General features: G+C 72.3%; 11 protein-coding genes and 2 rRNA genes. 8 read left to right on the top strand and 5 right to left on the bottom strand.

Annotation, left to right across the window (positions count from 1 at the left end; all coding sequences use genetic code 11):
- Positions 1-1,237 (bottom strand): LCP family protein (locus tag KDL01_RS31100; protein ID WP_212532233.1); only part of this gene is annotated, 1,237 nt, incomplete at its 3' end.
- A gap of 263 nt (positions 1,238-1,500) precedes the next feature.
- Here KDL01_RS31100 and KDL01_RS31095 point away from each other — a divergent pair.
- From KDL01_RS31095 to KDL01_RS31065, 7 genes are all read left to right on the top strand, one after another.
- Positions 1,501-1,710: a PIN domain-containing protein gene (locus tag KDL01_RS31095; RefSeq protein ID WP_212532232.1), complete on the top strand. Its 210-nt coding sequence runs from the start codon at positions 1,501-1,503 to the stop codon at positions 1,708-1,710.
- A gap of 85 nt (positions 1,711-1,795) precedes the next feature.
- On the top strand, positions 1,796-3,460 hold the full coding sequence (locus KDL01_RS31090) for a carboxyl transferase domain-containing protein (protein WP_212532231.1): 1,665 nt from the start codon (positions 1,796-1,798) through the stop codon (positions 3,458-3,460).
- 13 nt (positions 3,461-3,473) lie between these two features.
- Positions 3,474-5,168, top strand: coding sequence for an acetyl/propionyl/methylcrotonyl-CoA carboxylase subunit alpha (locus KDL01_RS31085; RefSeq protein ID WP_212532230.1), 1,695 nt, complete (start codon positions 3,474-3,476; stop codon positions 5,166-5,168).
- Entirely contained in the window at positions 5,165-6,145 is a 981-nt protein-coding gene (locus KDL01_RS31080) for a hydroxymethylglutaryl-CoA lyase (protein WP_212532229.1), read from the top strand. The genes KDL01_RS31085 and KDL01_RS31080 overlap by 4 nt, the downstream gene beginning before the upstream one ends.
- Before the next feature lie 5 nt (positions 6,146-6,150).
- Positions 6,151-7,311, top strand: coding sequence for an acyl-CoA dehydrogenase family protein (locus tag KDL01_RS31075; RefSeq protein WP_212532228.1), 1,161 nt, complete (start codon positions 6,151-6,153; stop codon positions 7,309-7,311).
- A gap of 155 nt (positions 7,312-7,466) precedes the next feature.
- A complete protein-coding gene (locus KDL01_RS31070; RefSeq protein WP_212532227.1) occupies positions 7,467-7,901 on the top strand; it encodes a DUF6918 family protein in 435 nt (144 codons plus the stop codon).
- A gap of 185 nt (positions 7,902-8,086) precedes the next feature.
- Positions 8,087-8,473, top strand: a complete 387-nt coding sequence (locus tag KDL01_RS31065; protein WP_212532226.1) for an SANT/Myb-like DNA-binding domain-containing protein — start codon at positions 8,087-8,089, stop codon at positions 8,471-8,473.
- A 155-nt stretch (positions 8,474-8,628) separates the two neighbouring features.
- Here the strand turns inward: KDL01_RS31065 and KDL01_RS31060 are convergent, their stop codons facing one another.
- Positions 8,629-11,841: a bifunctional [glutamine synthetase] adenylyltransferase/[glutamine synthetase]-adenylyl-L-tyrosine phosphorylase gene (locus KDL01_RS31060; protein WP_307846694.1), complete on the bottom strand. Its 3,213-nt coding sequence runs from the start codon at positions 11,839-11,841 to the stop codon at positions 8,629-8,631.
- A gap of 140 nt (positions 11,842-11,981) precedes the next feature.
- Here KDL01_RS31060 and KDL01_RS31055 point away from each other — a divergent pair, with 140 nt between their 5' ends.
- A complete protein-coding gene (locus KDL01_RS31055; protein WP_212532224.1) occupies positions 11,982-12,704 on the top strand; it encodes a TetR/AcrR family transcriptional regulator in 723 nt (240 codons plus the stop codon).
- Between the two features lie 109 nt (positions 12,705-12,813).
- Here KDL01_RS31055 and glnA2 read toward each other — a convergent pair whose 3' ends face one another.
- From glnA2 to KDL01_RS31040, 3 genes are all read right to left on the bottom strand, one after another.
- Entirely contained in the window at positions 12,814-14,151 is a 1,338-nt protein-coding gene (gene glnA2, locus KDL01_RS31050; protein WP_212532223.1) for a gamma-glutamylpolyamine synthetase GlnA2, read from the bottom strand.
- A gap of 231 nt (positions 14,152-14,382) precedes the next feature.
- Positions 14,383-14,499 (bottom strand): 5S ribosomal RNA (rrf, locus tag KDL01_RS31045).
- 112 nt (positions 14,500-14,611) lie between these two features.
- Positions 14,612-14,736 (bottom strand): 23S ribosomal RNA (locus tag KDL01_RS31040); the annotation flags it as partial.

Raw genomic sequence — 14,736 nt, 5'->3', positions numbered from 1 at the left:
GCGTCGAGGCGTGCGCCGGGGGCGAGGGGACGGGCGTGTGACGCGGCTTGCCCTGATGCTGCGTCGGCCGCGTCGGGGCGGGCGTGGGCGTGAGGGCCGGCTTGGGCGTCGGCGTGCTCCGGACGACCTCGTGCGTGGCCATCGGCAGGCTCTGCGCGCTCGTCCCGCCGCCCGGCTCGGCGCTGAGCCCGGCCAGCAGGCGCTGGGCGACGGTGCGCACCTGGGTGGGGTCGATGAGGTTGACCGACTCGCCGCCCACGGTGGCGAAGCCCTTGATCGGCAACGTGAAGAAACGCACGTCGCCCGAGGTGACCGCGCCGGCCTGGCGCAGGAACGCGAGCGGGTCGAATCCGGCGTCCACCACCACGTCCCGGTGCGCCACGTCCAGCAGCGCGCCGAGCTTGCCGAGGTCGCCGAAGACCCCGGCCGCGTCCAGCTTGGCCACGGCCGAGGCCAGGAAGGCCTGCTGACGGTGCGTCCGGTCCAGGTCGCCGCCGGCCAGGTTGTGCCGCTGACGCACGAAGGCGAGCGCCTGCTGGCCGTCGAGGGTCTGCACCCCGGCCGGGAAGTTCGCGCCGGAGTAGGAGTCGTGGGCGGGCTGGCGCAGGCACACGGTGACCCCGCCGAGCGCGTTGGCCAGATCGTAGAACCCGGCCAGGTTGATCTCGGCGAAGTGGTCCACCTGCACGCCGAGCAGGTTCTGCACCGCCTCGATCGCGGCCTGCCGCCCGGCCTCGCGGCCGAGCTGCTCGAGCGTGGCCGGGTTGCCCACGCCCGAGGCGCGGGCCTTCTCCTCGGCCGCCTCCTTGGCCCGCCCGTAGGCCTCCTTGATCTTGTGCTTGCCCAGGTGGTCCGGCAGGTCGACGTAGTCGTCCCGGGGGATGGAAAGGGCGGTGGCGCGCGCGCCGTCCGCGGGCACGTGCAGCAGGATCAGGGTGTTGGTGTTGTAGCCGCCGACGTCGCTGCTGGAGCCGGCGTGCAGCTTGTCCAGGATGTCGGTGGGCAGGTCGTTGCCGTTCATGTCCTTGCGCGAGTCCAGGCCCATGAGCAGGATGTTCTGGTCAGCCTCCGGGCGCGAGCCGAGCCCGACCAGCGCGTTGGAGGTGGTGAGCGAGCCGACCACCTCGCGCTCGAAGAAGTACCCGCTGCCCGCCCCGATGAGCACCAGCGCCGCCGCCGCCCCGAACACCGTGCGGGCCCCGAGGCGCGCTCGGCGCGGCAGGCGCACCCGGGCCACCGGTGAACGCCCCGCCCGCGCCCTGCCCGGCGATCCAGCCACCCCGGCTCCCGTCCACACTCGGTCCCGCTTCGTCCCGATCCGCCCACTCGCTCCGCCAGTCTAGGAAGACCCGCCCGGCGCACCCGGACAGGCGCGGCCGAGGCTCACCCGTTCGGCGGCGTGGCGGACTCGAGCCGGATGAGCGCCTTCCGCCGCCTGGCCGAGCGGCCGAGCAACGAGGCCGACGCCGAGCACGTCCCGGTGCCCAAGGACGCGTTCGGTTGGATCGACACCGCGCAGTACAAGCTCACCCTCGCCGGGGCGCACGTTCGGCCGGGGTCCTCGACCTCGTCCTGTGCGCCACCGCCGCCGCCCGAGGGCTGGTGGTCCTGCACGACGACAAGGACTTCGACACCGTCGCGCGCGTCCTGCCCGAGGTCTCGACCCTGCGCATCACCGACGCCCTGCCCGGACGCCCGGCGCCGGCCTAGCGCCGCCTCGCCCGCACGTCGGGCCGGACCGCCACCCACCCCGTTCGGCGGCGCGCTTTCCTTCGCGGCGTGGACTGTGTTACTGATGGGTACCAGAGCCGTACACCTCCGGCCGATCACACAGTCGGGCACCACGAGCGCCCGGCCTGCATCAGGAAAGGCGGCAACGGTGCCGTCCAGTCCCACGCTGTCTCCGACGCTGCGCGAACTGACCGAGCGACTGCGCGAGCGCCTGGCCGAGGTACGCCTCGGCGGGGACGAACGCTCCCGGGCCCGGCATCTGGCCCGCGGCAAACTGCTGCCGCGCGACCGGGTGGACCGGCTGCTCGACCCGGGCTCCCCCTTCCTCGAACTCGCCCCGCTGGCCGCCTACGGGCTCTACCGCGAACACGGCGGCCCGATCCCCGCGGCCGGCCTGGTGGCCGGGATCGGCCGGGTGGCCGGGCGTCCGTGCGTGATCGCGGCCAACGACGCCACGGTCAAGGGCGGCACCTACTACCCGATGACGGTCAAAAAGCACCTGCGTGCGCAGCAGGTGGCCGCGGACAATCGGCTGCCGTGCATCTACCTGGTCGACTCCGGCGGCGCCTACCTGCCGCTGCAGGACGAGGTCTTCCCGGACCGCGAGCACTTCGGCCGGATCTTCTACAACCAGGCCAGGCTCTCCGGCGCGGGCATCGCGCAACTGGCCGCGGTGCTCGGCTCGTGCACGGCCGGCGGCGCCTACGTGCCCGCGATGAGCGACGAGACCGTGATCGTGCGCAATCAGGGCACGATCTTCCTCGGCGGCCCGCCGCTGGTGCGCGCGGCCACCGGCGAGGTGGTCACGGCCGAGGAGCTCGGCGGCGCGGATGTGCACACCCGGCTGTCCGGGGTGGCCGACCACCTCGCCGAGGACGACGCGCACGCACTCGACCTGCTGCGCGCCGCGGTGGCCACGCTCCCGCCGGCCGAGCCCTGGCTGCGGCCCGAGCCGCCCCTCAAGCCCGCGCTCGACCCGGCAGAGCTCTACGACCTGGTCCCGGCCGACCCGCGCATCCCCTACGACGTGCGCGAGGTGATGCGCCGTCTGGTGGACGGCTCGGTGCTGCACGAGTTCAAGGCCCGCTACGGCGAGACGCTGGTGTGCGCCTTCGCCCGGATCCAGGGCTACCCGGTGGGCATCCTGGCCAACAACGGGGTGCTGTTCGGCGAGTCCGCGGTCAAGGGCGCGCACTTCATCGAGCTCTGCCAGCAGCGGCGCGTCCCGCTGCTTTTCCTGCAGAACATCAGCGGCTTCATGGTAGGCAAGGACTATGAGAACCGAGGCATCGCCCGCGACGGCGCGAAGCTGGTGACCGCGGTGGCCTGCGCGACCGTGCCCAAGCTGACCGTCGTGATCGGCGGCTCCTTCGGCGCCGGGAACTACGGCATGTGCGGCCGCGGCTACGACCCTCGGTTCCTGTGGATGTGGCCGAACGCGCGGATCTCGGTGATGGGCGGCGAGCAGGCCGCGACGGTGCTGGCCACGGTGCGCCGCGAGGGGCTCGAGGCGCGCGGCGAGCAGTGGAGCGCCGAGGACGAGGAGGCCTTCCGCAAGCCGATCAGGGACCAGTACGAGACGCAGGGTTCGCCGTACTACTCGACCGCGCGGCTGTGGGACGACGGGATCATCGACCCGCTCGACACCCGGCGGGTGCTCGGCCTGGCGCTCGCGGCCACCGCGTACGCCGAGCCGGAGCCGGTCGGCTACGGCGTCTTCCGGATGTAGGGGGCGGACAAGCATGACGAACTCTCAGAACGCGCCGGTCACCACGATACTGGTGGCCAATCGGGGCGAGATCGCACTGCGGGTGATCCGCACCGCGCGGGCGATGGGCCTGCGCACGGTCGCGGTCTACTCCGACGCCGACGCCGCCTCCCCGCACGTGCGGGCCGCCGACGCCGCGGTCCGGCTCGGCCCGGCCCCCGCGGCCGAGTCCTACCTCGACGTCGCCGCCGTGCTCGAGGCCGCCCGCGTGGCCGGGGCCGACGCGGTGCACCCGGGCTACGGCTTCCTGTCCGAGAACGCCGGCTTCGCCGAGGCCTGCCACGCGGCCGGGCTGGTCTTCGTCGGCCCGCCCGCCGCAGTGATCTCCGCGCTCGGACGCAAGGACGCCGCCCGCGAGCTCGCCGAGCGGGCGCAGGTGCCGGTGCTGCGCGCCTACGAGCCCGGAGCGGTGCCCGCCGAAGTCTTCCCGGTGCTGGTGAAGGCGGCCTCGGGCGGCGGCGGGAAGGGCATGCGGATCGTGCGCGACCCGGCCGAGCTGCCGGACGCCCTCGCCGCCGCCGGACGCGAGGCCCTGTCCGCCTTCGGCGACGGCACCGTGCTGGTCGAGCGCTACCTCGAGCACGGCAGGCACGTGGAGGTGCAGATCCTCGCCGACACCCACGGCACCGTGCTGCATCTGGGCGAGCGCGACTGCTCGGTCCAGCGCCGGCACCAGAAGGTGGTGGAGGAGAGCCCCGCGCCGACGATCAGCCCGGCACTGCGCGAGCGGCTGCTGGAGGCGGCGGTACGGCTGTGCCGCGAGGTCGGCTACGTCAACGCGGGCACGGTGGAATTCATCGTGTCCGGCGAAGAGTTCTTCTTCCTCGAGGTCAACACCCGGCTTCAGGTCGAGCACTCGGTGACCGAGCTGGTCACCGGCCTGGACCTGGTGGAGCTTCAGATCCGGGTGGCCCGCGGCGAACCGCTGCCGGAGTTGTCCGCGCGGCCGGACGGGCACGCCATCGAGGTCCGCGTCTACGCCGAGGACGCCGAGCACGGCTTCCTGCCCCAGGCCGGCACGGCCGAGCACGTGCGCTGGCCGGTGCCGGGCGACGCCGGCGCCCTGCGCGTGGACACCGCCCTGCGCGGCGGCGGCGAGGTCACCGCGTACTACGACCCGATGGTCGCGAAGATCACCGCGCACGGCCGCGACCGCGAGGCGGCCAGGCTGGCCCTGCTGGCCGCGCTGGCCGAGACCGAGATCAGCGGCCTGATCACGAATCTGCCGTTCCTGCGCACGCTGCTCGGCTCGGCCGAGTTCGCCGACGCCGCCCTGGACACCTCCTGGCTCGACACCCACCCCGACCTGCCGTTCCACCCGCGGCTGCGCCCGGACGGGCCCTCCCCGTTCGACGCCCGCGACGGCTGGCGGCTGGGCGCTCCCCCGGCGCCGGCCCGGGCCGAGACCGGCCTGCCCGGCGGCCCGGGCGACGCCGAGGCCGAGGCGGACGGCACGGTGCGCGCGCCGATGCCGGGTACGGTGCTGGCCGTGAAGGCGAGCGTCGGCCAGCGGGTGACCGCCGGAGAGCCGCTGGGGGTGCTCGAGGCGATGAAGATGGAGCACACGCTCACAGCCCCCTGCGACGGCCTGGTGACCGAGGTGGGCGCCGCGGTCGGCGAGCAGGTGCCGCTGGGGCACCGGCTGTTCCACGTGGAGGTGGGCTCATGATCCCCGGACTGCCGCAGAAGCTGAGCCAGCACGGGCTCCCGCAGCGGGTGACCGTCTACGAGGTGGGCGCGCGCGACGGCCTGCAGAACGAGGCGGCGCTCGTGCCCACCGAGGCCAAGGCCGAGTTCATCGCCCGCCTCGCCGACGCGGGCCTGTGGATGATCGAGGCCACCGGCTTCGTGCACCCGAAGTGGGTGCCGCAGCTCGCCGACGCGGACGAGCTGATGCCGCTGCTCGGGCGCCACGGCTTCAACGACCACACCCGCTTCCCGGTCCTGGTCCCCAACCGCCGCGGCCTGGTGCGCGCGGCCGCGGCCGGAGCCAAGGACATCGCGGTGTTCGCCTCCGCCACCGAGACCTTCGCGGCCAAGAACCTGAACTCGACCATGGAACAGTCGATGCTCGAGATCGAGGCCACGCTGCAGCAGGCCCTGGCCCGCGGCATGCGCGCCCGCGGCTACGTCTCGATGTGCTTCGGCGACCCGTGGGAGGGCCCGGTCGCACTGCGCGCGGTGGCCGACGTGGTCGTGCGGCTGATAGCGGCCGGCTGCGTCCAGGTCAGCCTCGGCGACACCATCGGCACCGCCACCCCCGGCCATGTCCGTACCCTGATCGACGCGCTGGAGCGCCGCGGCGTGGCCAGGGACCGGCTCGCCGTGCACTTCCACGACACCTACGGCCAGGCGCTGGCGAACACCTACGCCGCGCTCCAGGCCGGGATCGCCACCGTCGACTCCTCCGCCGGGGGACTCGGCGGCTGCCCCTACGCCGAGTCCGCCACCGGCAACCTGGCCACCGAAGACCTCGTGTGGATGCTCGACGGACTCGGCATCACCACCGGCGTCGACCTGCGCAAGCTGGTCGAGACCTCCGGCTGGATGGCCGACATCCTGGGCCGTCCCGCTCCCTCCCGCGCCGTCCAGGCCCTCACCCGGGGCAGGACCGCTTCCACCACCACCGTGAACGGAAACGGATGACCGCCATGACCGACCCCACCCTGCCCGCGGAGTACGAGGACCTGCGCAAGGCCGTGGAGGCCTTCACCCGCGAGGAGGTGGCCCCGGTCATCGGGGACTACTACGAGCGGCACGCCTTCCCGTACCCGATCATCGCCGCGATGGGCCGGATGGGCCTGTTCGGCCTGCCCTACCCGAGCGAGTACGGCGGGATGGACGGGGACTACTTCGCCCTGTGCATCGCGCTGGAGGAACTGGCCAGGGCCGACTCCTCGGTCGCGATCACGCTCGAGGCCGGGGTGAGCCTGGGCTCGATGCCGGTCTACCGCTTCGGCACCGAGGAGCAGAAGACGCGGTGGCTGCCGGAGCTGTGCCGGGGCGAGCGGCTGGCCGCGTTCGGCCTGACCGAGCCCGAGGGCGGCTCGGACGCGGGCGCGGTGAGCACCAAGGCGGGCGAGGACCCGGCCACCGGCAACTGGGTGATCAACGGCTCGAAGTCCTTCATCACCAACTCCGGCACCGATATCACGTCCCTGATCACGGTGATGGCGGTGACCGGCCGCGAGCCGGACGGCCGGACCGAGCTCAGCTGCGTGCTGGTGCCCAGCGGCAGCCCGGGGCTGATCGTGGAGCCGGCCTACTCCAAGGTCGGCTGGTGCGCCTCGGACACACACGGCCTTACCTTCGACAACTGCCGCGTCCCGGCCGAGAACCTGCTGGGCGAGCGCGGCCGCGGCTACGCCCAGTTCCTGCGGATCCTGGACGAGGGCCGGATCGCCATCGCCGCCCTGTCCACCGGTCTGGCCCAGGGCTGCGTGGACGAGTCGCTGCGCTACGTCAAGGACCGCTCGGCCTTCGGCCACAAGATCGGCGAGTACCAGGCGATCCAGTTCAAGATCGCCGACATGGAGGCCCGCGCGCACACCGCCCGGCTGGCCTGGCGGCACGCCGCGGGCCTGCTCGGAGCGGGCAAGCCGTTCAAGAAGGAGGCCTCGATCGCCAAGCTGGTGGCCTCGGAGGCGGCCATGGCCAACGCCCGCGAGGCCACCCAGATCTTCGGCGGCTACGGCTTCATGAACGAGTACGCGGTCGGCCGCTTCTACCGGGACGCGAAGATCCTGGAGATCGGCGAGGGCACCAGCGAGGTCCAGCGGCTGCTGATCGCCCGGTCGCTGAACCTCGCGTGAACGCCCCGACGCATGCCGGAAAAATCCTTACGCCGCAGGACTAGGTACGCGACGAAAGGGTATGGCCGGGGTCCCAAAAGGCACGGGGAAACTGGTAGCCTGTGCGAACCCTGAGGGGGGGAAATCCCCAGCACGTCAAGGAGAAGAAGCCACACATGGCCGAGACCCTGCAGGAAGCCCTGCTCGCCCCGGACGTCCGCCCGAACGTCATCGCCGACGCGGTGACCCTGGTCGAGGAGGAGGTGTCGGAGAAGGGCCTGATCATCAAGGGTGCCTACAAGACCGTCACCGCGTTCGCCTCGAACATCGTCAAGGACGTCATCGACGCACTCCTCCCGGACTTCCTGGAGAAGCTGCAGCCGTACTGGGTGGACTTCGCGGCCAACGGCGGCGGTTCCTTCGGCGACTACCTGGCCGGGCGCGGCGCGGAGGTCTCCGAGGCACTGCTGTCCGTGACCGACGCGCGCGCCGCCAACTCGGAGCGTGCTCCGCTGCGCAAGGCCTACAACGCCGTGCGTCCGAGCGGCGTCAAGAACGTCGAGTCCGCCCTGCCGCGGCTCGGTGCCCTGGTGCAGAAGTACGCCGGCTGAAGCCGACCGGAAGACCAGTACGAGCTTGAACTAGTTCCGACGCACCGTGTGAGATCCGCGGAGCCGAGGAGCGCAGTGCCGGGTGTGACGGGGGATGCCCCGGAGTATCCGTTTTTGTCAGTGCCTCCTGAGATAGTCGATGAAGTGACCTAGGGTCATGTGACGACTACTCGGGAGGCATTGTCATGTCGAACCAGATCGAACTGGAACTCGCCGCCAACTCCGGTCCCGCCTGGCTGGCCGTGGACGGAGTCCCGGTCACGGTCTCCTTCCCCGCCGAGGCCGTGCGGTTCGAGGGCGAGCAGTTGTGCTTCCTCACCAACGGCAGCGTCGTACGCACCGTCCCGCGCAGCGAGGTCGCCGCCCTGAGCTGGCGCGCCGGAGCGCGCGGGCGGCCGGGCGACCCGAAGAACGCGGGCCTGTCGTGGACGGACGAGGAGCGCGACCAGCTCACCGCCGAGGTCCACGGCGAACTCAGCTGGGCCGAGATCGCCCGCAGGCACGAGCGATCCGGGGCCGCGGTGCGGCTCGAGGCGCAGAAGCTGGGCCTGGTGGAGGCGCCGGTGCGGTGAACGCCGCGTGCCCGTCCCCCGCCGAGGCGCGACCCTCTCGTTGTGGCGCGGCCGATTCCCGTTGTGGCGCGGCGATCCGCGCGTCGTGGCGTCGCGATCGCCTGCCCTGGCGGACGATTCTGCGCGTGACGTCGCGATCGGCTGCGTTGGCGCGGTTATTCCTCGTCGTAGAAGAGCCGCTCGAAGGTGGCGCGGGCGCGGCGGGCGCGGCGGCGGTGGTTGTCGAGCAGGGTCTCGCTGTCCACATCCTCGCCGAGGTAGCTCGCGATGCCGGCGAGCTCGCGCGCGTCGGCCGGGACCTGGTCGCCCGGCCGGCCGCGCACGATCGTGATTCCGTTGCGCAGCAAGGAGGTGTGCGTCCAGGCCTCGTCGAGCAGTTCCGCGTCCTCGACGTCGAGCAGGCCCGCTTGGGCCGCCGCGGCGAGGGTGGCGCGCGTCCCGGTGCTGCGCAGGGCGGGATGGGCGGCGCCGTGGCGCAGCTGCAGCAGCTGGGCCACCCACTCGATGTCGGAAAGGCCGCCCGGGCCGAGTTTGGTGTGCAGCATCCGGTCCGCCCCGCGCGGCAGCCGCTCGGACTCCATCCGCGCCTTGAGCGTGCGGATCTCGCGCACCTCGGCCTCCACCGGCCCGGACTCGGGATAGCGCAGGGGATCGACCGCGGCGATGAACCGGGCCGCGAGCTGCGCGTCGCCCGCCACCGGCGCCGCGCGCAGCAGTGCCTGCGCCTCCCAGCCGGTGGACCAGCGCCGGTAGTACGCGGTGTAGGAAGCGAGCGTGCGCGCCAGCGGCCCCTGCCTGCCCTCGGGCCGCAGGTCGGCGTCGATCAGCAGCGGCGGGTCGGTGCTCGGCGTCTGGAGCAGGGCCCTGAGTTCGGTGGCGACGGCGAACGCGGCCGACGCGGCGGCCTGCTCCTGCGCGTCCGGCATCGGCTCGTAGACGAACAGCACGTCGGCGTCAGAGCCGTAGCCGAGTTCCGCGCCGCCGAAGCGCCCCATCGCTATGACGGCGAAGCGCATCGAGGGCGCGTCGTGGTCGGGGCGGAAGGCGAGTACGGCCTCGAGCGCACCCTGCACGGTGGCCGCGGTGATGTCCGTCAGCGCCCGCCCGATCGCGTCTATCCGCACGTCCGCCGGATGCCTGAGCACGGCCGCGGCGTCCGGCGCCGGCGCCGAGCGCGGGCCCGCACCCGCCTCCGCCACGGCGTCCTCGAACTGGCCGAGTACGTCCGCCGCCGCGATGCGCAGCAGCTCCCTGCGACGCACCGCGCGCACCGCCGTGACCGCCTGCGCCGCGTCCGACGCCCGCCGCACCAGCGCGGACAGCTCCGTCGCCAGCGCTTCCCGCGCGGGCAACCGGATCCGGCGCTCGGACAGCTGCGCCACGGCGTCGGGGGCGCGCATGAGCAGGTCGGTCAGGAAGCCTCCGGAGGCCAGCAGCCGGGCCAGGCGCCAGGCCGTCTCGCCCTCGTCGCGCAGCGAACGCAGGTACCACGGCGTGCTGCCCAGGGCGTCGGAGAGGCGGCGGAAGGCCAGCAGGCTCGCGTCCGGGTCGGCGGCGTCGCCGAACCAGCCGAGGAAGACCGGAAGCAGGGTTCGTTGAATCGCCGCGCGCCGGCTCAGGCCGGTGGTGAGCGCCTCTATGTTGGCCAGGGCCCCGGCCGGATCCGCGTACCCCAGCGCGGTCAGCCGGGAGCGGGCCGCGGCGACGGAGAGCCGTCCGGCGTCCGCGGCCGGGAGCGCCGTCGACGTGCCCACACCGGTCGCGGCGGGCAGCCGCACCGCCGTCGCGTCCAAGCGGGCCACAGTGGACAGCAGCGGCCGGTAGAACAGCTTCTCGTGCAGCTGTCGCACGACTCTGACATGAGCCTGCCAGGTCAGCCGCAGCTGCCCGGCCGGATCCGAGGCGAAACCGAGCGAGCGCCCGATCCGGCGCAGCGAGGCCGGATCCGTCGGCATCAGGTGGGTGCGTTCGAGCCGGAACAGCTGGATGCGGTGCTCCACCGTGCGCAGGAACCGGTACGCCTCACCGAGCTGCTGCGCGTCCGCCCGGCCCACGTATCCCCCCACGGCCAGGGCCTCGAGCGCCTCGAGCGTCCCGCGCCGACGCAGCGTGTCGTCGCCGCGGCCGTGCACCAGCTGGAGCAGCTGGATCGCGAACTCGATGTCGCGCAGTCCGCCGGGGCCGAGCTTCAGCTCCCGCTCCACCGCCACGCCCTGGGCCGCACCCGCGGCGGAGCCCGCGCCCGGCGCCGCGCGCAGGGCGGCCGCCGCGTGGTCCACCACCCGGCGCCGCATGGCCCGCACGTCCTCGACGAAGTGGTCCCGCTCGACCGCCGACCAGATCAGGGAACTGACCGCGGCCAGATAGGCCTCGCCGAGCTCGTGGTCGCCCGCGATCGGCCGCGCCTTGAGCAGCGCCTGGAACTCCCAGGTCTTGGCCCAGCGGTGGTAGTACGCCACATGGCTGGCCAGGGTCCGCACCAGCGGGCCCGACTTGCCCTCCGGCCGCAGCGCCGCGTCCACCTGCCAGATGCTGCCCTCCGCCGTCACCTCGCCGCAGATGCGCATCAGCGCGGCGGCCAGCCGGGTGCCGGTGCGTAAGGCCTCGTATTCGTCCACCGGCGTCCCGTCGGCGCCCTGGCCCGGCGCCGCGACGAAGATGACGTCCACGTCACTGACGTAATTCAGTTCCCTGGCACCGCACTTGCCCATGCCGATCACCGCGAGCCGGCAGGGCGCGGCGTCGGCCGGGAGTTCGGCCCGAGCCACGGCCAGGGCCGCCTCCAGGGTGGCCCCGGCCAGATCGGCCAGCTGCCGACCCACCTTCGACATCGCCGCGCCACCGCTCACGTCCATCGCGGTGACCCGGAGCAGCCCCCGCCGATAGGCCACCCGTAGGGCGTCCGCCGCCTCGGCGCCGGTCAGCGCGGCCTGCGGCTCGGCGCTCGCCGGATCCGCCCCGACCGCCCGCAGCAGCCCGCCACGCAGGTAATCCGGGTCGGAGATCAGCTCGTCCACGTCGAACTCGTCGAGCTCGTGCCAGGCCTCGGGGTGGCGGGCCAGGAAGTCCCCGAGCGCCTCGCTCACGCCGAGCACCCCGAACAACCGGCCGCGCAGCGGCTGCGAGGCGGCTAAGGTGGCACGCAGCATCTCGGCCTGCTCGTGCGGCAACGCCTCGAGCAGGCGGGCCAGGGATCCGAGCGCCGTGTCGGGATCCGCACAGCGGCCCAGACTCTCCAGGAACACCGGATCGGCCGCCAGGCCGTCGAAGGCGGGCGTCGCCAGACGCCCGGCGGCGGCCTCCGGATCCGCGAAACCGCGGCGGGCGAGTCGGCTGAGCTGGGATTCGCGTTCCCGTTGGACGGCCACCACTCGACCTTAACCACTGCACGCGGGTTCAGCCAGGCCGGGAATGAGCAAGATCGCCCGACCTGACGCGGATTCGGAGTAAGTTCGCTCGAAAGAGTCATTCGCCACGCGACTACCCTCCGCTGCGCTACGGTGACGCCATGCGCGATATCACTGTGGCCTCCACCCCCGATTACACCGTCCGCACACCCCGTACGCCCGGCACGCCCGGTTTGCTCCCGCGCATCAGCGGTGAGTCCGCCCCGGCCGCGGCCGCCTCGGCACTGCCGCGCGACCGCGCCGCCGCCCGGCCCCGGGAACGCAGGACCCTGACGCGGGCCGACTGGATCGGCACCGCCGTCGAGGCGCTCGCCCGCGACGGTCTGCGCGCGGTCGCGGTGGAACCGCTCGCCGAGCGCCTCGGTGCCACCAAGGGCAGCTTCTACTGGCACTTCCGCGATCGCAATGCCCTGCTTCAAGCGGCGGTGGAGCACTGGGAACGCACCGCGATCGACGAGGAGCTCGAGCGGCTCGAGCTGATCGCCGATCCGATCGAGCGCCACAACGCCACGGTGGCCGGGCTCAACGCCTCGCCCAAGGACGTGAAGATCTTCATGGTCCTGCTGTGGAACGCCGACCACCCGGTGATCGGCCCCGCGGTGGAGCGGATCGTGCACAAGCGGATGGCGTTCTCCCAGCGGCTGCGCGAGCAGGCGGGCCTGAGCCCGGAGCAGGCCGAGCGCTCGGCCGTGCACGCCTATTCGGTCTGGCTGGGCCTGCAGCTGCTGCGCCAGGCCGTGCCCGGGCTCATCCCGCAGGAGATGAACGGCGAGAACCTCGCCGACTACGTCGCCGAACTCGGCCGGATCGCCGTCGGACTGTAGCGGACCAGCCCGACGGCGCTCACCGCCGCCGGACCGCGAAGAGCGCGCGTCACCGCGCGCGGCACAGCCCGTCGGCGCTCCGGGCGCCGACGGACGAGTCGGTCGAAACTCAGAGCACCGGCAGGTAGCGGCTCAGCTCGAACGGCGTGACCTGCCGCTCGTACTCGGCCCATTCGGCCCGCTTGTTGCGCAGGAAGAACTCGAAGACGTGCTCGCCGAGGGTCTCGGCGACCAGTTCACTGCGCTCCATCAGCGCCACGGCCTCGTCGAGGGAGGCCGGCAGAGGCTGGATGCCCAGCGCGCGCCGCTCGGCCCGCGTCAGCTTCCAGACGTTGTCGTCGGCTCCCGGCGGCAGCTCGTAACCTTCCTCGACGCCCTTGAGCCCGGCCGCGAGCAGCACGGCGTAGGCCAGGTAGGGGTTGCAGGCGCTGTCGAGCGAACGCACCTCGATCCGGGTGGACTGGCTCTTGCCCGGCTTGTACATCGGCACGCGCACCAGCGCGGACCGGTTGTTGTGACCCCAGCAGATGTAGTTCGGGGCCTCTCCGCCGCCGGAGAGGCGCTTGTACGAGTTCACCCACTGGTTGGTGACGGCGCTGATCTCGCCGGCGTGCCGCAGCAGGCCGGCGATGAAGGACCGGCCGACCTTGGACAGCTGGTACTCCGAACCCGGCTCGTGGAAGGCGTTGCGGTCGCCCTCGAACAGGGACAGGTGCGTGTGCATGCCCGAGCCCGGGTGGTCGGTCAGCGGCTTGGGCATGAAGGACGCGTACACGCCCTGCTCGAGCGCGACCTCCTTGACCACGAGCCGGAAGGTCATGATGTTGTCCGCGGTCGAGAGCGCGTCCGCGTAGCGCAGGTCGATCTCCTGCTGGCCGGGTCCGGCCTCGTGGTGGCTGAACTCGACGGAGATGCCCATCGACTCCAGGTGGGTGATCGCCTGCCGCCGGAAGTCGTGCCCGACCCCGTGCGGGGTGAGGTCGAAGTAACCCGAGGCGTCCACCGGCACCGGGGTAGCGCCGAGCGCCCCCTCCGACTTGAACAGGAAGAACTCGATCTCGGGGTGGGTGTAGAAGGTGAAGCCCTTCTCCGCCGCCTTGGCCAGGGCGCGCTTGAGCACGTACCGCGGGTCGGCGAAGGACGGGGTGCCGTCCGGGGTGAGGATGTCGCAGAACATCCGGCCGGTGCCCGGGGATTCGGCCCGCCACGGCAGGATCTGGAAGGTCGAGGGGTCGGGCTTGACCAGCATGTCGGACTCGTGCACCCGGGCGAAGCCCTCGATCGCCGAGCCGTCGAAACCGATCCCCTCGGCGAAGGCCTGCTCGAGTTCCGCCGGCGCCACCGCCACTGACTTGAGGAAACCCAGTACATCCGTGAACCAGAGGCGGACGAAACGGATGTCCCGCTCCTCCAGGGTCCTCAGTACGAACTCCTGCTGCCGCTCCATGATCCACTCTCCGGGTGACCGAGTTCCTTCAATCCGCACCCACACTATCCCGCCGGACAGTTACCGCCACGTAAACGGACGGAATGCGGAGATCCTCGGCCTCGCGAGCGTCCGGAACGGCGCGGACGCCGGGCGACCCGGCCGGCTGCGCGGGCGCGGCGCCGGCTGGGCCCGGAAACGCCTGTAGGCCCCTGACCATTGCTGGTCGGGGGCCTACGGGTTTCACGGTGAGTGCGGCGGCGTCCTACTCTCCCACCAGGTCTCCCTGGCAGTACCATCGGCGCTGGCGGGCTTAGCTTCCGGGTTCGGGATGGGACCGGGCGTTTCCCCGCCGCCATGACCGCCGCACGTGCATCAGATACCTCAACCACATGCCCGGGCGGGCAGGGGGGAGTATCCGTGAACCGGACAGTGGATGCGAGCGTCAGCAGCGAATCAAGAAAGACTCGAAGATTTAAGGGTGTGTAAGCCCTCGGCCTATTAGTACCGGTCCACTCCACGAGTTACCCCGCTTCCATGTCCGGCCTATCAACCCCATGGTCTCTAGGGGGCCTTACCCACTCAAGGTGGTGGGAGGACTCATCT

Source organism: Actinospica durhamensis (assembly GCF_018139695.1).
In the GTDB taxonomy this organism is placed as follows: Bacteria; Actinomycetota; Actinomycetes; order Streptomycetales; family Catenulisporaceae; genus Actinospica; species Actinospica durhamensis.
The sequence above is the reverse complement of the archived record's forward strand: the minus strand, read 5'-3'. Positions and strand labels throughout refer to the sequence as shown.